This window comes from Streptomyces sp. AA1529 (genome assembly GCF_000280905.1).
Lineage (GTDB): Bacteria > Actinomycetota > Actinomycetes > Streptomycetales > Streptomycetaceae > Streptomyces.
Genome location: NZ_ALAP01000061.1, coordinates 1 through 19,525 on the forward strand (window position 1 = coordinate 1; position 19,525 = coordinate 19,525).

A 19,525-nucleotide genomic window follows, 5' to 3' on the forward strand; every position below is an offset into this window, starting at 1 on the left:
CCTCGGACTGCCCGACCGCCCGGCGGCCGCGGAGAGCACCGGGACCGCCGCGCCCTCCCGCCCCTCCGTACCGGGCCAGCGGGATGTGGGCAGCGCCCCCGACGCGCAGGCGTCCGCCGCGGACACCGGCCCGGCGGCCGGCCGGAGCACCGGTGCGGTACCCGGCCAGGGCCGTGCCCCGCAGGACGGAGCGGGGCGGGGCGCACGGCCCGCTCCCCGCGCGGTGCCCGACCACGGCACCCCGGCGGCCCAGGGGCCGCTCTCGGCGGAGGAGCTGGACCGCAGCGCCCGGACGCTCCAGGAACTGCTGGACGAGGGCGTGGCCGCGGCCGAGCGGCAGCTGTTCGAGCTGCGGACCGCGGCCGCGGACGACTCCAGGATGCTCGGCGCGCTCGGCGACGGCGGACTCCTGCCGCCCGGACCCGATGTGACGGCCACCGTCGAGTACCTGGGCGAGCACGGCGTCCCCGCGCTGCCCGGCTGGCGCTACCTCGCCCAGGCCGTCGACCCGGCCGATCACGCCGCGGTGCTCGCCGCCCGGCCGGAACTGGTCGACGGCGTCATCATCACCGACCCCGAGAGCCACGTGCGCGCCCGCGAAGTGCTGGCCGGCGCGGTGCTGCTGCCCCGCTCCGCGGTGGCCGTCGGCACCTCCGCCGCGCTGCTGGCCCCCGCGCCCGCACCGGACGGCGGCGAGGAGGGTTCCGCCGCCGGGCAGGTGTTCCTCGTGCCGCCCAACCCGGCGATGCACGACGAGGACGCGGCCGACGGCGAGCGCGGCCGGCTGCGGGAGCGCGCCGCCACCCGGGACGAGGAGATCCGCGGCCTCGCCGCGCGGCTCTCCGCCGACCGGGCGCTCGCGGCCCGGCTCGTCTCCTGGCGCGGGAGCTGTCCCGAAGGCCGCCTCGTCGAGCTGGCCGAAGCCGCGGCCCGGGCCCGCGGGGCCGCCGAAACCGCCCAGCAGCACCTCGCCCAGGTCCGCGAGGACCGCGCGGAGGCCGACGAACAGGCCGCCGAGACCGCCCGGGTCCGCGACGAGCGCCAGGAGGCGGCCCAGCGTGCGCGCCGTGCCGCCGACGCGCTCGCGGGGCTCGCCTTCCGGCTGCGGGAGCGCGCCGGCTGGCAGGCCCGGTTGCGTGAGCTGACCGACGAGGTGGCCGCCGCCCGGGAGCGTGCCGAACAGTGCCTGGAGCGGGCGCGCGCGGCCGACGAGGATCGCCGCGAGGCGCAGCGCGCCGCGGACGACGCGCGCCGGACGGCGCGCACCCTGCGTGCCGAACGGGCCGAGATCGCCGGTGTGCCCGACGATCCGGCGCAGCCGGACGCGGAGGCGGACGGCGGGACCCCGGCGCCCGCGCGCACGGCTTCCCTGCCGGACCTGCGCGCCGCCTACCGCTCCGCCTCCCAGCTCTACGAGAAGGTGGGCGTCGGCGCCGACCTGCGCGCCGAACAGGCCCGCGCGGAGGGCGACGAGTCCGCGGCCAAGGCCGCCCTGGACCGGCTCAGCAACAAGGTGCGCACCCGCGCGGCGCAGCTGCTCGAAGGCCCGGACGGCGCCGACGGCCCCTCCCGGCAGGCCGCGGCGGCCCGGGCCGAAGCGCTCGTGCAGCGGCTGGAGGCGCGCGGCTCCGACATCAGCGAGCAACTGGGCAGGTTCCGCGGCGAGGCCGAGCGGCTCTCGCCCAGCGAGGGCGAGCGCCACACCGAACTGCCGGACGAACTGGTGCCCGCCGACGCCGCGCAGGCCCAGACCCTGCTGCGGACCGCCAACGCCGAACTCGCCGCCCGGGGCGACGAACTGGACGCCGCCCGTGCCGCGCACACCGCGCTCCAGCGGGACCACTCCGCGGCGGAGGACGCCGCCGGCGGCTTCGAGGAGACCGCGGCCGTCCTCCGCGACCTGCTGCGCGATCCGGCCGCGCCCGTCCCCGGCGGTGACGGCGAGGAGCCCCCCGAGCCGTACGCGGGCGGTCCGGCCGAGGCCCGGCAGGCGGCAGCCGAGGCCAGAAGGTCGCTGCGCGGCTGCGCCGCCGACCTCAGCACGGCCGAGCAGTCCGTGCGCGAGGCCTGCGAGACGCTGGTGCGGCACGCCAACTCCAGCCGCTTCGAGCAGGTCCGCACCCCGGCCCGGCAGCAGGTGCGCGAACTCCCGGCCTCCGCGCTGCCCGACCACGCGGCCGCCTGGGCGACGGCGTTCGCGCCCCGGCTGCGGGTCCTCACCGACGAACTGGCCCAGCTGGAGCGCAACCGCGACAGCATCGTGGACCGGCTGCGCGGTCTGGTCGAGTCGTCACTGACCACGCTGCGCTCGGCGCAGCGGCTCTCGCGGCTGCCGGAGGGGCTGGGGGAGTGGTCCGGCCAGGAGTTCCTGCGCATCCGCTTCGACGATCCCGATCAGGCCACCCTGACCGAACGGCTGGGCGAGGTCATCGACGAGGCCACCCGTGCGGCGGTCCGCAAGAACTCGGATCTGCGCCGGGACGGCATGACGCTGCTGCTGCGCGGCGTGCACGCGGCGCTCCAGCCGCGCGGTGTCGCGGTGGAGATCCTCAAGCCGGACGCCGTGCTGCGGGCCGAGCGCGTTCCGGTCGGGCAGATGGGCGACGTCTTCTCGGGCGGGCAGCTGCTGACCGCCGCCATCGCCCTGTACTGCACGATGGCGGCGCTGCGCAGCAACGACCGGGGGCACGACAAGCACCGGCACGCCGGCACCCTTTTCCTGGACAACCCCATCGGACGGGCCAACGCCACCTATCTGCTGGAGCTCCAGCGGGCGGTCGCCGACGCGCTGGGGGTCCAGCTCCTGTACACCACCGGGCTGTTCGACACCACGGCGCTGGCGGAGTTCCCGCTGGTGATCCGGCTGCGCAACGACGCGGACCTGCGTGCCGGGCTGAAGTACATCAGCGTGGAGGAGCACATGCGCCCCGGTGTGCCCCGGCCGGAGGCCGAGGAGGACGAGGCCGCGGTGCACGGGGAGATCACCGCGACACGGATGTTCCGCCGGCCCGGCCAGGATCCGTCCGGCGGTCAGGACGAGCCGCACGCCCGGCCGCAGGAGCCCGATGCCCGGCCGGACGTGCCCGCGCCTCAGCAGCCGGGTGACGCGTCGGATGCGGCACACTCCCCGCACGGCTGACTCCGGGGGCGACGCCCGGAGTTCCGGTGCCGCCCCGCTCCGCCACGGTGCCCGCCGAGCGGTGGCGGTCGGCCAGCGCCCGCCGTCTGGCGGCGCTGCTGGGCTCGGAGAGCACCCCGTGCCGCTGCACCCACACCTGCCGGGTGATCCACACGTCGAGGACCGCCCAGGTGGCCACGACCGTGCTGCCGATGGTCGACAGCACCATCGGGAACGCCAGCCAGACGGCGGCCATCGAGCAGAAGAACGCGACCATGAGCTGCACCAGCGTCAGCGCCGCGACGATCACCGCCCGCACCGCCGCCGTCCGGACCGGATCCGGCAGGCGGGGCTTCGCATACATCTCTTTCACTCCCCCTTCACCACCCCCTGATCCTCCCACGCTTCCGTGGACGTGGCCTGTGCCACACACTTCGATGGTCCAGAGGGGCATCGACGGACAACTCAGGATGAGGCACCCTGGACTGCCTGGTCGAACGCTCCCGCACGCGTACGAGTTGCCGGCGCCCCGGTAGTAAGCTCAGGCCGTTTGCTGTCGGTACACACCCCCCGTGCGCTGGGGAAGACGTAGGGGAGGCCATGCGCTTTCGCGGGAAGTCCATCCGCCGGAAGATCGTGGTGCTGCTGCTGGTGCCGCTGGTCTCCCTGCTGTCCATCTGGGGCTTCGCGACCTACATCACCGCCACCGAGGCGAACAGCCTGCTGCGCCTCGACGAGGTGACCCACAAGATCGGTGAGCCCTCCGAGGACGCCGTCCGCGCCCTCCAGCAGGAGCGCCGCCAGATCATGGTCCATGTGGCCGCCCCCCGCGACGACAAGGAGCTGTCGGCGCTGCACGACCTCCAGCGCACCACGGACCGCGAGGTCGCGGCGGTGCGCCGGAACGCAAAGGACAGCGGCCTGCGCGCCGAGCTCGGCCCCGACTCCGAGGCCCGGTTGGACGACTTCCTGGAGGCCCTGGACGGGCTGCGGACGCTGCGGACCCGGGTGGAGCAGGACACCGTCACCCGCGGCGGTGCCTTCCAGGCCTACAACGAACTGATCGACCCCGCCTACGCGCTGGTCAACTCGCTCAGCGCGGTGGACGACATCGACCTGGAGAAGCAGGGCCGGGCCCTGGTCGGGGTGAACCGCGCGCGTGAGTACCTCTCCCGGGAGGACGCGCTGATGGCCGCCGCGTACGCGGCCGGGCAGTTCACCCGCGGCGACCAGCGGGCGCTCTCCGACCGGGTCGCCGAGCGCAACATCGCCTACGAGAGCAACCTCCCCACGCTGCCCGCCGAGGACCGGCAGTTGTTCGAGAACTACTGGAACAGCAGCGACGGCCGCACCCTGCGCAGCTACGAGGACGCTGTCATCGCCGCCGGACCGCGCACCACCGAGGGGCCGGTCAGCGAGGAGCGCTGGCGGTTCGCCATGAACACCGTCATGCACGACCTCCGGAAGCTGGCGAAGCAGACCGACCAGCGCTACCACGAGCGCGTCGACCCGGTCGCCACGCGGGTGCTCGTCCAGGCGGCGGCCGCCGGGGTGCTGGGCTTCCTCGCGGTGCTCGCCTCGCTCGTCATCTCCATCCGCGTCGGCCGCGGCCTGGTCCGCGACCTGAACACGCTGCGCAAGGAGGCCGGCGAGGCCGCCGGTGAGCGGCTGCCGAGCGTGATGCGCCGGCTGGCCGCCGGCGAACGGGTGGACGTCGAGAACGAGTCCCCCCGCCTGGAGTACCCGCAGGACGAGATCGGCCAGGTGGGCCAGGCACTCGACACCCTCCAGCGCGCGGCCGTCGAAGCCGCCGTCAAACAGGCCGACATGCGGCGCGGCGTCTCCGAGGTCTTCGTCAACCTCGCCCGCCGCAACCAGGTGCTGCTGCACCGCCAGCTCACCCTGCTCGACACCATGGAGCGCCGTACCGAGGACGCCGACGAACTCGCCGACCTCTTCAAACTCGATCACATGACGACCAGGATGCGCCGGCACGCCGAGGGCCTGGTCATCCTCTCCGGTGCGACGCCGTCGCGGCAGTGGCGCAAGCCCGTCCAGCTGATGGACGTGGTACGGGCCGCCGTGGCCGAGGTCGAGGACTACGAGCGGATCGAGGTGCGCAGGCTGCCCCGGCTCGCCGTGGACGGCAGCGCGGTCGCCGACCTGACCCACCTGGTCGCCGAACTGCTGGAGAACGCCACCGTCTTCTCCCCGCCGCACACCGCCGTGCAGGTGCTGGGGGAGCGCGTCGCGAACGGCTTCACCCTGGAGATCCACGACCGGGGCCTGGGCATGACGGCCGAGGCGATGCTGGACGCCAATCTGCGGCTCGCCGAGACTCCTGAGTTCGAGCTGTCCGACACCGACCGGCTGGGACTGTTCGTGGTCTCGCGGCTGGCCCAGCGCCAGGGCGTCCGGGTCTCGCTGCAGCCCTCGCCCTACGGCGGAACCACCGCGGTCGTCCTCATCCCCGGTGCGGTCCTCACCGAGACCCCCGGCCGCGACGACGAGTCGCGCGGTGACCGCGCTGCCGTGGGGGCCGGTGCGGGAACCGCCCGGCCGCTGGACGGCCCCGTCGAGCTGGAGGCCCCGCTGGAGGACGGCAGCCGGTCGGGCCGGGAGAGCGGGCCGCGCAAGCTGCCCCGCGGCCCGGAAGCCCCCGCGGCCGCCCCGGCGGGGGAGCAGCACCAGCAGGCGCGGGACGAGGCCGCGCCCGTCTCCCGCGCGGACTCCCGCGGGGGTTCCGAGGGTGCCCCGGCCTCCGGTGGCGACGCGGACTCCCGCACCGGCGGGGGCGACGCCGCGGACGGCGGCCCCAAACCCCTGCCCCGGCGCCGGCCGGGTGCCCCGGTCCTGGTCTCCGACAACGGGCGCACCGTCGACCCGGACCGGCAGCCCCCGGCCGAGCGCTCCGCGGGCGGCGGCCCCGCGCCGCTGCCGCGGCGCAAGAAGCCCCGCGCCCCTTCGCGCACGGCGGAGGACCGGGCGCCCTCCGGACAGGCGTCCTCGGCGGAGGCGTCCGACGCCGGCTCCCGCACGGACTCCGCGGGCGAGCAGGGGAGTGCCGCGCGTCCGGGGGCGGCCACCGGGCCCGACGGCACCGCCCTCGGGCCGCACAGCCCGGAGGAGGCGGCCGGCCCCGGCGCCGGTGGCACCTCCGGACGCGAGGACGGCACCGGCGCGGCGGGTACGCCGTCCGGGGGAGCGGGCGCCGAGCCCGAACGCCCCGGCGGGCTGCCCCGCCGGGTGCGCCAGGCCAGCCTCGCACCGCAGCTCAAAGGGGACGCACCGACGGTCAACACCCGTATGCCGCAGCCGCGGACGGAATCCCCGGAATCCAGCCCGCCGGAGGTCGCCGACCGCGACGCCGACGAAGTGCGCAGCAAGATGGCATCCCTCCAGCGCGGCTGGGAACGCGGCAGACGCGAGAGCGAACCGCCGCACGAGACGGGGGAGTCAGCACCAGGAACAACACCGGGAAGGGACGGTCGATGACCGCACCAGACACCGCATCGCACCAGGCTGGGAGCGGTGAACTCAACTGGCTCCTCGACGAGCTGGTCCAGCGCGTCGCCAGTATCCGCAAGGCGCTCGTGCTCTCCGGGGACGGCCTCGCCAGAGGCGCCTCGGAGGGGCTGTCCCGCGAGGACAGCGAACACCTGGCGGCTGTCGCCTCCGGGTTCCACAGCCTCGCCAAGGGGGTGGGTCACCACTTCGGCGTCGGCGGCGTACGGCAGACCGTGGTCGAACTGGAAGAAGCGTTCCTCTTCGTGACGGCCGCCGGGGACGGGAGCTGCCTCGCCGTCCTGGCCGACCAGGACGCCGACGTCGGCCAGGTCGCCTACGAGATGACGCTCCTCGTCAAGCGCGTCGGAGCGCATCTGGGCACCGCACCGCGCAGCACCCCGGGCGACAGCGGCGCGCCCGGAGCCGGGTGACGGCGCGGCGAGGATGACAGGCGACGGGACGAGGAGCGGGAGGAGGCGGGCCGGCCATGGCGGACCACTGGTTCGATGACGCGGCGGGACCCGTGGTGCGGCCGTACGCGATGACCCGCGGCCGCACCCGCAGCGGCGGCACGGACAAGCAGTTCGACCTCATCGCCCTCGTCATCGTCGACGACGCGGACGGGGCGGAGCCGGGTGCACTGTCCGCGGCCGAGGACACGCTCCTCTCCGACCACTCCTTCGTCCCCGAGCACCAGGACATCGTCGTGCTCTGCCGCCGCTCGCCGCTGTCGGTGGCGGAAGTGGCGGCGGAGCTCGACCTTCCCGTGGGGGTGGTGCGCGTGCTGCTCGGCGATCTGCTGGAGGCCGCACTGGTACGCGTCACCCGCCCCGTTCCTCCGGCGGAACTGCCGGACGAGAGCATCCTCAGAGAGGTGATCAATGGTCTTCGGGCGCTCTGAGCGGCGCGGCGACAAGGCCCCCGCCGAACCGGTCACACTGAAGATCCTGGTGGCCGGCGGGTTCGGCGTCGGCAAGACCACACTGGTGGGGGCGGTCAGCGAGATCAAACCGCTGCGCACCGAGGAACTGCTGACCGAGGCCAGCCGTCCCGTGGACAGCACCCGCGGTGTGGAGGCGAAGACCACCACGACCGTGGCCATGGACTTCGGCCGGATCACCATCAACGAAGAACTGGTGCTCTACCTGTTCGGCACTCCTGGGCAGGACCGGTTCTGGTTCCTGTGGGACGAGCTGGCGAGCGGTGCGCTGGGTGCCGTGGTGCTCGCCGACACCCGGCGGCTGGAGAACAGCTTCGCGGCCGTCGACTACTTCGAGCGCCGCGGCATCCCCTTCACGGTGGCGGTCAACTGCTTCGACGACGCCGAGCGGTACCCCGTCGAGCACGTCCGCGAGGCCCTCGACCTGGACGGCGAAATACCGGTGCTGCTGTGCGACGCGCGGCAGCGCGAATCCGCGCGGGACGTGCTCGTCTCGGTGGTCCAGCACGCCCGGCACATCGCCACCCGGACGACGGCCGGCGCCTGAGGGCGCAGCTCCGCCGGCCGGCCCGGTGTCCGCTGCGCGGTCCGGTTGCCGGCCCGGCGGCCTCCGTCGGACCCCGCACACCGTCCTCCCGGACCGCGCGTGCCGACTCCGCGGGCCCTCGCGTCCCGTCCCGGGGGCCGCCGCACCGGACCGCCGGGCGGGGACCGCAGCGGCCCCGCCCGGTCGGGTCTCAGCCGGACTGCTCCCAGCCGAAGCTCCGCTCCACGGCCTTGTGCCAGTTCGCGTACTCCTTCTCGCGCTCCTCCTCGCCCATCGAGGGAGTCCACTCGGCGTCCCGCTTCCAGTGGGCGCGCAGCTCCTCCAGACCGGACCACACGCCGGTCGCCAGCCCCGCGGCGTACGCCGCGCCCAGGCAGGTGGTCTCGGCGATCACCGGCCGGATCACCGGTACGCCCAGCACATCCGCCTGGTGCTGCATCAGCAGGCTGTTGGCGGTCATCCCGCCGTCCACCTTCAGCGAGGTGATCTCCACACCGCTGTCCTGGTACATCGCGTCGACCACCTCGCGGGTCTGCCAGCTCGTGGCCTCCAGCACGGCCCGTGCCAGGTGCGCCTTGGTCACGTACCGGGTCAGCCCCGCGATGACACCGCGTGCGTCCGAACGCCAGTACGGCGCGAACAGGCCCGAGAACGCGGGCACGATGTAGGCCCCGCCGTTGTCCTCGACACTGGCGGCCAGCGTCTCGATCTCCGCCGCGTCGTCGATGATGCCGAGCTGGTCGCGGAACCACTGCACCAGTGCACCGGTGATCGCGATGGAGCCCTCCAGGCAGTAGACCGGCGCCTCGTCGCCCAGCCGGTAGCCCATCGTGGTCAGCAGCCCGTGCTTGCTGGGCACCGGCCGGCTGCCGGTGTTCAGCAGCAGGAAGGAACCGGTGCCGTAGGTGTTCTTGGCCTCGCCCACGCCGTAGCAGGTCTGTCCGAAGACGGCCGCCTGCTGGTCGCCGAGCGCCGAGGCCACCGGCACCCCGGCCAGCTGCCCGACGGCCGTGCCGTACACCTCCGAGGAGGACCTGATCTCCGGCAGCACGGCGGCGGGCACATCCATCGCCTCCAGCACCGAGGCGTCCCACTCCAGGGACTCCAGGTTCATCAGCATGGTGCGGGAGGCGTTGGTGACATCGGTGACGTGCCGTCCGCCGTCCACACCACCGGTCAGATTCCAGATCAGCCAGGAGTCCATGGTGCCGAACGCGATCTCCCCGTCGACGGCGCGCTGCCGCAGCCCGGGTACGTTGTCCAGCAGCCAGGCGACCTTCGGCCCGGCGAAGTAGCTGGCCAGTGGCAGCCCCGTGCGATCCCGGAAGCGGTCCTGGCCCACCTCGCCGCCCAGCTCGGTGCAGAGCCCGGCGGTCCGGGTGTCCTGCCAGACGATGGCGTTGTGCACCGGCCGGCCCGTCGCGCGGTCCCACAGCACCGTCGTCTCACGTTGGTTGGTGATGCCGATGGCGCTGAGCTGGTCGGCGCGCAGTCCGGCCCGCTCCAACGCGCCCCCGACCACGGACTGGACCTTCGTCCAGATCTCGTCGGCGTCGTGCTCCACCCAGCCGGGCTTCGGGAAGATCTGGCGGTGCTCCTGCTGGTCGACGGCGACGATTCCGCCCCGCTGGTCGAAGACGATGCAGCGGCTGGAGGTGGTGCCCTGGTCGATGGCAGCGACGTACTTGTCCGTCATGTTTTGACGACCCCTCGATAGGTGCGTTCGGACGTCACGATCAGAATGCGGCCTTGCGGAGCGGTACGCCGCAGCCCCGCCGAGCGGAGCCCGCAGGCCCCGCCGATCGGCGGCTCCACCCGGCTGACGACGGTGCCCGCGATGAGCGTGACGGCAGTTTTCAGCGCGGCTGAGGGGCAGTCAAGGCCGGGCGCACGACCGCCTCGACGCACCCTGTCTGCGACGCTCCTGTCGCGACTGTCACCAGGGTGTCACCAGATCCTCACGTCCCCGCACGTCCCACCCGTCACGTGAACCGCATCCGGGGGCCGGGCGTCCAGACGAATCAGGAACGGTGGCACGGGACCGACGGGGGTGGTCCCGAGCCACCGTTCCGCATCTCTGCGTTCCCTGGTAGAGGAGAGGGGCATGAGACGCAACCGCACCGCACCTCGGGCCCACCTCGCCGCAGCCGCCGCGCTCCTCTTCCTCGCGGCCGCCCCCGTCCCCGCAGCTCAGGCCGCATCCGGGCACCGCCACGAGCCCAGGGCACCCGAAGAGTTCGTCGCATTGCACGACGTGGCACCGACCATCCGCCAGGACATCCGCTACTTCACCCGGCACAATTTCGTCGGCGAGCGCATCGACGGCTACCGCCGGCCGATGTGCCTGGTCACCCGGGACACCGGCCGTGCCCTCGCCCGAGCCCAGCGCTCCCTGCTGCGGCGCGGCCACACGCTCAAGGTCTACGACTGCTACCGCCCGCAGCGGGCCGTGGACCACTTCGTGCGCTGGGCCAAGGACCTGGACGACCAGCGCATGAAGCGCGAGTTCTACCCGCGCGTGGCCAAGAACAGGCTCTTCGAGGACGGCTACATCGCGGAGAAGTCCGGACACAGCCGCGGCAGCACCGTCGACCTCACCGTCGCCGAACTGCCCGCCCGGCCCACCCGCCCCTACCACCCCGGCGAACCCCTCGTGCCGTGCTACGCGCCCCAGGAGGAACGGTTCCCCGACAACTCCGTCGACACCGGCACCGGCTTCGACTGCTTCGACACCCTGGCGCACACCGACGACCCCCGCGTCACCGGAAAGCAGCGCGCCAACCGGCTGCTGCTCAAGCGCACCCTGGAGCACGAGGGCTTCACCAACCTGCCGGAGGAGTGGTGGCACTTCACCCATGAGCCGGAGACCTTCCCGGACACCTACTTCGACTTCCCCGTCTCCCGCCGCTCGCTGACCCCGCACCACCCGCACCACTGAGACCGCCGCCACCGGAGCCGCCCGGCCGAAAGCGTCCGGACGGCTCCGGTGGCCGTACCTTTGGCGCTAGGTTGAAGCGGCAGCCGGACACCGGACCCGCAGCAGCCGCAGCACAGCCGAGCAGGGGAGCCCACCATGACCGAACGGACGCAGGCACAACGGCCCGCGACGCAGATCGACACCACGGTGCCGCACTCCGCGCGCATCTGGAACTACCTGCTGGGCGGCAAGGACCACTACGCCGTCGACCGTGCCGCAGGCGACAAGGTCTGCGAGGTCTTCCCCGGGATGGTCGACATCACCCGGCACTCGCGGGCCTTCATCGGCCGCGTCGTACGCCACCTCGCCGGAGAGGCGGGCATCCGCCAGTTCCTCGACATAGGCACCGGCCTGCCCACCGTCGACAACACCCACGAGATCGCCCAGCGGGTGGCACCGGAGTCCCGGATCGTCTACGTCGACAACGACCCCCTCGTCCTCGCGCACGCCCAGGCCCTGCTCACCAGCACCCGCGAGGGCGCCACCAGCTACCTGCACGCCGACGTGCGCGACCCCGCCGGCATCCTCGCGGCCGCCGCCGAGACCCTCGACCTCGACCGGCCCGTCGGCCTGATGCTGATGGGCGTCCTGGGCCTGGTCCAGGACGAGGCCGAGGCACGGGCCGTCACCCGCGAACTGCTGGACGCGCTGCCGCCCGGCAGCTATCTGGGCTACAACGACGGCAGCACCACCGACCCCGCCTACGTCGAGGCCATCCGCCGCTTCAACGCGGGCAGCGGAGCCGTGCCCTACACGCCGCGCACCCCCGAGCAGATGGCGGGCTTCTTCGAGGGGCTGGAAGTGCTGGAACCGGGCATCGTCTCCCTCCCGCACTGGCGTCCCGAGGCACTGCCGTTCGGCGAGCCGCCCCGGATCGCCTGCTACGGAGGAGTCGGACGCAAGCCCTGAGCCCACGAGCCCCGGGCCCGGGGGCGGGCCCGCCGGGCCGGGGCGCCGGCCGGCCGGTTCACCGGCCCGGGCTCACCCGGCCGGCGAGCCGGCCGGCCGGCCCAGCCGCACGGGGTACCCCACCGCCGCACCGTCCTCCCCCTCCACCAGGACGCCCCCGTCCTGCCCGCGGCGCACCGTGAACCTCTCGGCGGCCGGACGCCCCCCTCCGGCACCCGGATCGGGGATCAGCAGTCCGCCACCGGTACGCCCCGGAACCGGCGGCCACACCTCCAGCTCCGTGCGCCCACCGGCACCCTGCACCGGAATCGCCGATCCCGCCCGTGCCAGCACCGGAAGCCCCGCCAACGGCGCCGGCAGGCGCACCGTCGCCGGTCCGCGGTGCCCGCGCCCGGTACGGGTGTCGTACCACCGGCCCGGCGGCAACCGCACCGCACGCGACCGCACACCCGGCTCCAGCACCGGTGCGATCAGCAGCGCGTCCCCCAGCAGGAACGCGTCCTCGCAGTCGCGCAGCGCCCGGTCCCGGGGATGCTGCCACCAGACCGGCCGCACATAGGGGGTGCCCGTACGGTGCGCCAGCTGAGCCAGCGTCATCAGATACGGCAGCAGCCGCTCCCGCTCCGCCAGCGCCGCGCGCACCTGCCCCAGCAACTCCGCACCGACCCCCCAGGGCGCCGCGGCCTCCCACGACGCACCGGCCGCGCGCCCCGTCGTCCGGGTACGCAGCAGCGGCAGCCAGGCGGCCAGCTGGAGCCGGCGCAGATACAGCTCGGGGGAGGGCCGGCCGGCCGGCGAGACGACGTCCGGCCCCGCGAAAGGCACCCCGCACAGCCCCAGACCCAGCACCAGCGACAGCGTGGTCCGCAGCCCCTCCCACCCGGCCTCCGGCGCGGCGGTGCCGATACCGCCGTAGCGCTGGCTCCCCGCCCACCCCGAGCCCGCGAGCACGAACGGACGCTCCTGGGGACGCAGCTCCCGCATCCCGGCGCAGCCCGCCATCGCCATCGCCAGCGCGTAGACGTTGTGCGCCTCCCGGTGGTCGCCGCCCCGGCCCTCCAGCGCGTGCCGGGCCGAGCGGGGCAGCGTCGCCTCGCCGAAGGCGCACAGCGACGCGGGCTCGTCACCGGCGTGCCAGACCGCGGTGAAGCCCTGCTCGACCCGCTCCGCGAACAGCGCGCCCCACCACTTGCGCGCCCGCCGGTCCGTGAAGTCGGGGAAGGCCGCATCCCCCCGGCGCGCCCCGCCCAGCACGGTGCGGCCCGCCGCGTCCCGGACGAACACGTCCGCCGCGGTGCCGCTGTCGAAGACCGGGCAGCCCGGCTCGGCCACCACCCCCGGCCGCACCACCGACACCAGCTCCACTCCGTCCTCCCGCAGCCGCGCCGCCGCCTCCGACCGGCCCGCCGCCGCGTCCCCGTCCGCCGAGCGGCCCGGGTTCCTCCGGGAACCCGGGCCCGCGGAGGCGTCCGCGCCCGCCTCGTCCGCCGCCCTGTCCACCGAGCGGTCCGGGCCCGCGGTGCGCCCACCCCACCCGGCGCCGGAATCCAACTGCAGCGCGCTCAGCGGCAGCCCGTGCGCGCGGTGGCCGTCCGCGAGCCGCCGCAGCTCGCGCTCCCCGGCCCGGCCCCGATGCACATGCTGGTGGCCCAGCGCCCAGCGGGGCGGCACGGCGGGCGCCCCGGTCAGCGCCGCCCAGCCGTGCAGCACCCGGGAGGGGGCACCGGCCACCACCCAGTACCGCATCGGGCCCCCGCTCATCCGCACCTCGCAGCGCGCCGGCCGGTCGTGGCCCGACCCCCGCCCCTCGGCGCCCTCCCGTACCGCCACCCAGCCGTCCCAGGAGTTGTCGTGGAAGACCAGCAGGGTGCCCGCGTCGGCCACACTCACCAGCACCGGCATGGCGACCGGCACCGGACCCGCGCCCCGGTCGCGGGTGTCGGCGCCGCCGTTCCACAGCCGGTAGGCGCCCTCCCGCAGCCGCGGGCCCGCGCTCCTGCCGCCCAACCCGAAGAAGCGCGCGTCCGCGGGCAGCTCCGAGCGCTGCATCCAGCGCGGACCGCCCGCTGCCGCCTCCTCCGACTCCCACCAGCGGGGCGGATGGTCCCGGCGCAGCAGTGCGCCGCCCGGCGTGCGCACCTCCACCGCCCCGCGGCGCGAGACGGTCACCAGCATCCGCTCGGAGACCACCCGCCAGCCGCCGTCCTTGTCCGGCTCCAGCCGCGCCCGCGGGTCGGCCTCCGGGCAGGGACCCGCCAGCGCGTACGACGGTTCCGGCTCCGCGCCGTCCCAGCCGAGGAACACCGCACCGCCCGCCGTCACCCGCACCTCCAGCGCCGACCGGGCGAAGCGCACCCGGCCGCCGCCCGGCCCCGCCTCCGCCCCCGCGGCCTCGCCCGGGGTGCGTGCCCGCTCCGCGCGCTGCCGCGGCAGCGCCGCCGCGTCGGCCCGCCGCCTGCGCCACGCCGCACGCAGCGCCCGCGCCCCCTGCTCCGCACCGACCACCCGCACCGACCGCCCCAGGCCCCGCCCGTCCATGCTGCTCAGCCTGCCACCGGCAACCGCCCACGTCAGGGCTGTTCGGTGGCCGTTCACCCGGTGGTCACCCTGCGCGCCGTGTGCTCCCCACACCGCACACAGCCGCACTGTGTGACACCCGCCCTGGCACAACGGATGACCACATGGCATCGTCCCGCGCGAAGGGACGCGACGACGCGTACAGGACGTCAGGGAGCCGCCACGCCATGACCGCAGCACACAGCGACAGGACCGCCCGGACCTCGCAGCCCGAGGCGCTCTGGCGGCCCGACCCCGGTGCCTTCTCCTCGGCCCGCCTCACCCGCTTCCAGGAGTGGGCGGCCCGGCACCACGGCGCCCCGGAGCCCGATCCGAGCGACCCCGTCGCCTCGTACGCCGCGCTGCACCGCTGGTCGACCGAGCACCTGACCACCTTCTGGGGCGCCTTCGCCGAGTGGTCCGGCGTCCGCTTCAGCACCCCGTACGAGACCGTCCTCGCCGACGCCGCCATGCCCGGAGCCGACTGGTTCCCCGGCGCCACGCTCAACTACGCCGAGCACGCGCTGCGCCCGGCGGAGGACCCCGGGCGCGCCGCCGGGCCGGCGCTGCTGCACGTCGACGAAACACACGAGCCCACTCCGGTGAGCTGGGCGCAACTGCGTTCCCAGGTCGCCTCGCTGGCCCAGGAACTGCGCCGACTGGGCGTCCGTCCCGGCGACCGGATCAGCGGATATCTGCCCAACATTCCCGAGGCGGCGGTCGCGCTGCTGGCCACCGCCGCGGTCGGCGGCGTCTGGACCTCCTGCGCCCCCGACTTCGGCGCGCGCAGCGTCCTGGACCGCTTCCAGCAGGTCGAGCCCGTCGTGCTGATCACCGTCGACGGCTACCGCTACGGCGGCAAGGAGCACGACCGCCGTGCGACGGTCGCCGAACTCCGCTCCGAACTGCCCACCCTGCGCGCGGTCGTCCACGTGCCGCTGCTGGGCACCCCGGCTCCCGAGGGGGCACTGGAGTGGGCGGACGTCACCTCCCTCGACGCCGAACCCCACTACGAACAGGTGCCCTTCGACCATCCGCTGTGGGTCCTCTACTCCTCCGGCACCACGGGACTGCCCAAGGCCATCGTCCAGTCCCAGGGCGGCATCCTGCTCGAACACCTCAAACAGCTCACCCTGCACAACGACATGGGCCCCGGCGACCGCTTCTTCTGGTTCACCTCCACCGGCTGGATGATGTGGAACCTGCTGGTCTCCGGGCTCCTCACCGGCGCCACGGTCGTCACCTACGACGGCAGCCCCGGCTACCCCGACACGGCGGCCCAGTGGCGCGTCGCCGAGCGCACCGGTACGACCATCTACGGCACCTCGGCCGCCTACATCATGGCCTGCCGCAAGGCGGACGTGCACCCGGGCCGGGACTTCGACCTCTCCCGGGTCAAGTGCGTGGCCACCACCGGATCGCCGCTCCCGCCCGACGGCTTCCGCTGGATCCACGACGAGGTCGCCGCCGACATGTGGATCGCCTCGGTCAGCGGCGGCACCGACGTGTGCAGCTGCTTCGCCGGCGCGGTCCCCACGCTCCCCGTCCACACCGGAGAGCTGCAGGCACCCTCCCTCGCCACCGATCTGGCCGCCTGGGACCCGCAGGGCAGGCCGCTGGTGGACGAGGTCGGCGAACTGGTCGTCACCCAGCCCATGCCCTCCATGCCCGTCCGGTTCTGGAACGACCCCGACGGCGTGCGCTACCACGACAGCTACTTCGACATGTACCCCGGAGTCTGGCGCCACGGCGACTGGATCACCCTCACCAGCCGCAACACGGTCGTCATCCACGGCCGCTCCGACTCCACCCTCAACCGCCAGGGCGTCCGGATGGGCTCGGCGGACATCTACGAGGCCGTCGAACGCCTCCCCGAGATCCGCGAGTCCCTCGTCATCGGTGTCGAACAGGCCGACGGCGGCTACTGGATGCCGCTCTTCGTCCACCTCGCGGAGGGCGCCGCACTCGACGACGCACTGCGCGACCGCGTCAAGCAGACCATCCGGCAGAGCCTCTCGCCCCGCCACGTGCCCGACGAGATCATCGAGATCCCCGCCGTACCGCACACCCTGACGGGCAAGCGCCTGGAGGTCCCCGTCAAACGACTCCTCCAGGGCACCGCCATGGAGAAGGCCGTCAACCCCGGCTCGGTCGACGACGCCGGACTCCTCCGCTTCTACGAGCAGCTCGGCCGCGAGCGCACCGCCTGACCGGACGCGCCCGGACCACCGCAGCAGACCGGCCACGAGAAAGGCCGTCCGCGCACGGTGAGGGCCGCCCCGCAGCAGCGGGACGGCCCTCACACTCCTTCTTTTGCGGCCGCCCGTTCCGCGGGCGGCCGCCCGGGTCACTCCCCGGAGAGCACCGCCTGCGCCGCGGCCCGCGCGTCCGGACCGCTGTCCGCGGCCCGCGCGGCAGCGGCCGCACGCTCGCACTGCGCCAGCGTGTGCTTGGCGAGCTGTGCCCGCACGAACGGGATCGCCGACGCGCCCATCGACAGACTGGTCACCCCGAGCCCGGTCAGCACGCACGCCAGCAGCGGGTCCGAAGCGGCCTCGCCGCAGACGCCGCAGCTCTTGCCCTCCGCCTTCGCCGCCTCGGCCGAGACGGCCACCAGGTCCAGCAGCGCGGGCTGCCAGGGGTCCTGCAGCCGCGAGACCGCACCGACCTGCCGGTCGGCCGCGAACGTGTACTGCGCCAGATCGTTGGTGCCCAGGGAGAGGAACTCCACCTCCTGCAGCACCGAACGGGCCCGCAGCGCGGCGGAGGGAATCTCGACCATGGCGCCGAACTTCGCGCTCAGTCCCGCCTCCCGGCAGGCGTCGGCGAACGCCCGCGCGTCCGTCCGGTCCGCCACCATCGGCGCCATGACTTCCAGGTAGACCGGCAGCCCCTCGGCCGCCTTCGCGAGAGCCCGCAGCTGACCCCGCAGGATCTCCGGATGGTCGAGCAGCGTGCGCAGCCCGCGCACCCCCAGAGCGGGGTTCGGCTCGTCGGCCGGCGTCAGGAAGCTCAGCGGCTTGTCGGCACCCGCGTCCAGCACCCGCACCACGACGCGCCCCTCCGGGAACGCCTCCAGCACCTGCCGGTACGCCTCGACCTGCTTGTCCTCGCCGGGTGCCTGCTCGCTGTCGTCCAGGAACAGGAACTCCGTACGGAACAGGCCGACGCCCTCGGCCCCGGCCTCCACAGCGGCGGGCACGTCACCGGGCCCGCCCACGTTCGCCAGCAGCGGCACCTTGTGACCGTCCGAGGTGGCCCCCGGGCCGGTGGCGGCCTCCACGGCGGCCCTCCGGTCCTCGGCGGCCCGCGCCAACTCCTCCCGCTCCTCCGCGGTCGGATTCACCGCGACCTCGCCGGTGCTGCCGTCCACCGCGACGACCGTGCCCTCGGCCAGCTCACCCGCGCCGGGCAGCGCCACCACGGCGGGCACGCCGAGCGCCCGCGCCAGAATCGCGCTGTGGCTGGTCGGGCCGCCCTCCTCGGTGACGAAGCCCAGCACCAGCGAGGTGTCCAGCAGCGCCGTGTCGGCGGGCGCCAGGTCCCGCGCGATCAGCACGTAGGGACGGTCGCTGTCCGGCACTCCCGGCATGGGAACGCCCAGCAGCCGGGCGACGATACGGTTCCGCACGTCGTCCAGGTCCGCCACCCGCCCGGCCAGGTAGTCGCCCGCCTGCGCGAGCAGGGCGCGATAGGCGGCGAACGCGTCGTACACCGCCCGCTCGGCCGTGCTCCCGACGGTGATCCGCCGCTCCACGTCGGACATCAGCTCGGGGTCCTGCGCCATCATGGCCTGCGCTTCCAGCACGGCCTGCGCCTCACCGCCGGCGAGATGACCCCGGGCGACCAGATCGGCGGCGACGGCCTCCACGGCCTGCCGCGCGCGCTGCTGTTCACGCGGCGCCTCATCGGCGGCGATCTGCTTGGCCGGGGGCTCCAGCACGGCCGTGCCCATGTGCCGTGCCTCGCCGATCGCCACCCCGTGACTCACGCCCACGCCTCGAAGCGTTGTGTCCATCTCACCCGTCTCCGCTCGGCGGCGGCCTCAGACCGCCGCAGTGGTTTCCACCCGGCCCGCGCACGCGCGGGGAAGGGACTTCCGACGACGCGTGGAGGTACGACACGACAGAAGGGGCCGGGCGCGTACGTCAGCTCCAGCCGAAGAGCGTCTGCCCGCGCTCGACGTCCCCGTCCTCCAGTACGTCCCCGAGCGCCTCCGCGGTGGCCTCGAGCGCGATGACCGGGGAGACGGGCGACTTGCCCTTCTCCTCCACGGCCGCCGGGTCCCAGCGCACCACCGGCTGACCGCGGGTGACCGTGTCCCCCTTGGCGGCCAGCAACTCGAAGCCCTCCCCGTTGAGCTGCACGGTGTCGATCCCCAGGTGCGTGAGCACCCCGTGGCCCTCGGAGTCCACCACCACGAACGCGTGCGGATGCAGCGAGACGACGATTCCGTCTACCGGTGCCACGGCCTCCGTCCGTTCGCGTACGGGGTCGACAGCGGTACCGGGGCCCACCATCGCTCCGGAGAACACCGGATCCGGCACGGCGGCCAGTCTGATGGCGCGTCCGGTCAGCGGGGACGACACGGTGGTCATTGGGGGACCTCCCAAGGGCGGAGACTCGATCAGTCGCCGTCGCTACCTGTTCAGGACGGCGTACCGTTCAGAAGCGTAAGTCATAGGAACAACCGATTCCGCAAGAGGCACGGCCGCCCCGTCACCCCCTGTCGTGCCTTGTCAGCAGCCTGTCGTGGACCGGTGCGCCACTGCTCCCGGCCGGTTGCGCACGCGTCCCCGGGCAGCACCGATTTGCCTCTGCCATGAAGCCGGCTGTACTGTCGTCTCCCTGCCGAGCACCCAGGTGTCGGCAGCACTTCCAAATCCTCCTCGATTTCGACCCGTTGGCTGTTGCGCCTCGATGCGGAGCGGTTCGGACCATCGAAATCACGGTGGTAGGCTTGGAAAGAAG

11 protein-coding genes and 1 pseudogene are annotated in these 19,525 nt (G+C 74.1%); 8 read left to right on the plus strand and 4 right to left on the minus strand.

Annotated features, from left to right (window positions below; all coding sequences use genetic code 11):
* The 5 genes and pseudogenes from A949_RS33785 to A949_RS0117915 form a co-directional block, all read left to right on the plus strand.
* Positions 1 to 3,139 (plus strand): annotated as a pseudogene (locus A949_RS33785) (hypothetical protein); the annotation flags it as partial.
* 579 nt (positions 3,140 to 3,718) lie between these two features.
* The gene (locus tag A949_RS0117900; RefSeq protein WP_019357397.1) at positions 3,719 to 6,613 is read left to right on the plus strand and encodes a sensor histidine kinase; all 2,895 of its coding nucleotides are present in this window, start codon (positions 3,719 to 3,721) and stop codon (positions 6,611 to 6,613) included.
* Positions 6,610 to 7,056, plus strand: coding sequence for a roadblock/LC7 domain-containing protein (locus tag A949_RS0117905; RefSeq protein ID WP_019357398.1), 447 nt, complete (start codon positions 6,610 to 6,612; stop codon positions 7,054 to 7,056). The genes A949_RS0117900 and A949_RS0117905 overlap by 4 nt, the downstream gene beginning before the upstream one ends.
* 56 nt (positions 7,057 to 7,112) lie before the next feature.
* Entirely contained in the window at positions 7,113 to 7,526 is a 414-nt protein-coding gene (locus A949_RS0117910) for a DUF742 domain-containing protein (RefSeq protein ID WP_019357399.1), read from the plus strand.
* Positions 7,507 to 8,112 (plus strand): GTP-binding protein, encoded by a 606-nt coding sequence (locus A949_RS0117915; RefSeq protein WP_019357400.1) that lies wholly within the window; start codon positions 7,507 to 7,509, stop codon positions 8,110 to 8,112. The genes A949_RS0117910 and A949_RS0117915 overlap by 20 nt, the downstream gene beginning before the upstream one ends.
* Before the next feature lie 190 nt (positions 8,113 to 8,302).
* Here A949_RS0117915 and glpK read toward each other — a convergent pair whose 3' ends face one another.
* Entirely contained in the window at positions 8,303 to 9,808 is a 1,506-nt protein-coding gene (gene glpK / locus A949_RS0117920) for a glycerol kinase GlpK (RefSeq protein ID WP_019357401.1), read from the minus strand.
* 408 nt (positions 9,809 to 10,216) lie between these two features.
* Between glpK and A949_RS0117925 the strand changes: the two genes are divergently transcribed.
* Positions 10,217 to 11,050 (plus strand): M15 family metallopeptidase, encoded by an 834-nt coding sequence (locus A949_RS0117925; protein WP_019357402.1) that lies wholly within the window; start codon positions 10,217 to 10,219, stop codon positions 11,048 to 11,050.
* 135 nt (positions 11,051 to 11,185) lie between these two features.
* On the plus strand, positions 11,186 to 11,998 hold the full coding sequence (locus A949_RS0117930) for an SAM-dependent methyltransferase (protein WP_019357403.1): 813 nt from the start codon (positions 11,186 to 11,188) through the stop codon (positions 11,996 to 11,998).
* Between the two features lie 72 nt (positions 11,999 to 12,070).
* On the opposite strand, the gene A949_RS0117935 is transcribed toward A949_RS0117930, so the two are convergent.
* Positions 12,071 to 14,536, minus strand: coding sequence for a glycoside hydrolase family 31 protein (locus tag A949_RS0117935; protein ID WP_019357404.1), 2,466 nt, complete (start codon positions 14,534 to 14,536; stop codon positions 12,071 to 12,073).
* 206 nt (positions 14,537 to 14,742) lie between these two features.
* Between A949_RS0117935 and A949_RS0117940 the strand changes: the two genes are divergently transcribed.
* Complete coding sequence (locus A949_RS0117940) at positions 14,743 to 16,764, plus strand: acetoacetate--CoA ligase (protein WP_019357405.1); 2,022 nt, start codon at positions 14,743 to 14,745, stop codon at positions 16,762 to 16,764.
* Between the two features lie 137 nt (positions 16,765 to 16,901).
* Here A949_RS0117940 and ptsP read toward each other — a convergent pair whose 3' ends face one another.
* Positions 16,902 to 18,572 carry a phosphoenolpyruvate--protein phosphotransferase gene (gene ptsP, locus A949_RS0117945; RefSeq protein WP_026004775.1) on the minus strand — a complete coding sequence of 557 codons (1,671 nt, stop codon included), beginning with the start codon at positions 18,570 to 18,572 and terminating at the stop codon, positions 16,902 to 16,904.
* Positions 18,573 to 18,702: 130 nt separating this feature from the next.
* A complete protein-coding gene (locus A949_RS0117950; RefSeq protein ID WP_019357407.1) occupies positions 18,703 to 19,152 on the minus strand; it encodes a PTS sugar transporter subunit IIA in 450 nt (149 codons plus the stop codon).
* Between the last annotated feature and the right edge of the window lie 373 nt (positions 19,153 to 19,525).

What these genes read in the sequence shown, in the direction of transcription:
- A949_RS0117900 (WP_019357397.1), top strand. Translation starts at nt 3,719, where the DNA reads ATGCGCTTTCGCGGGAAGTCCATCCGCCGGAAGATCGTGGTGCTGCTG.
- A949_RS0117905 (WP_019357398.1), top strand. Translation starts at nt 6,610, where the DNA reads ATGACCGCACCAGACACCGCATCGCACCAGGCTGGGAGCGGTGAACTC.
- A949_RS0117910 (WP_019357399.1), top strand. Translation starts at nt 7,113, where the DNA reads ATGGCGGACCACTGGTTCGATGACGCGGCGGGACCCGTGGTGCGGCCG.
- A949_RS0117915 (WP_019357400.1), top strand. Translation starts at nt 7,507, where the DNA reads ATGGTCTTCGGGCGCTCTGAGCGGCGCGGCGACAAGGCCCCCGCCGAA.
- glpK (WP_019357401.1), bottom strand. Translation starts at nt 9,808, where the DNA reads ATGACGGACAAGTACGTCGCTGCCATCGACCAGGGCACCACCTCCAGC.
- A949_RS0117925 (WP_019357402.1), top strand. Translation starts at nt 10,217, where the DNA reads ATGAGACGCAACCGCACCGCACCTCGGGCCCACCTCGCCGCAGCCGCC.
- A949_RS0117930 (WP_019357403.1), top strand. Translation starts at nt 11,186, where the DNA reads ATGACCGAACGGACGCAGGCACAACGGCCCGCGACGCAGATCGACACC.
- A949_RS0117935 (WP_019357404.1), bottom strand. Translation starts at nt 14,536, where the DNA reads ATGGACGGGCGGGGCCTGGGGCGGTCGGTGCGGGTGGTCGGTGCGGAG.
- A949_RS0117940 (WP_019357405.1), top strand. Translation starts at nt 14,743, where the DNA reads ATGACCGCAGCACACAGCGACAGGACCGCCCGGACCTCGCAGCCCGAG.
- ptsP (WP_026004775.1), bottom strand. Translation starts at nt 18,572, where the DNA reads ATGGACACAACGCTTCGAGGCGTGGGCGTGAGTCACGGGGTGGCGATC.
- A949_RS0117950 (WP_019357407.1), bottom strand. Translation starts at nt 19,152, where the DNA reads ATGACCACCGTGTCGTCCCCGCTGACCGGACGCGCCATCAGACTGGCC.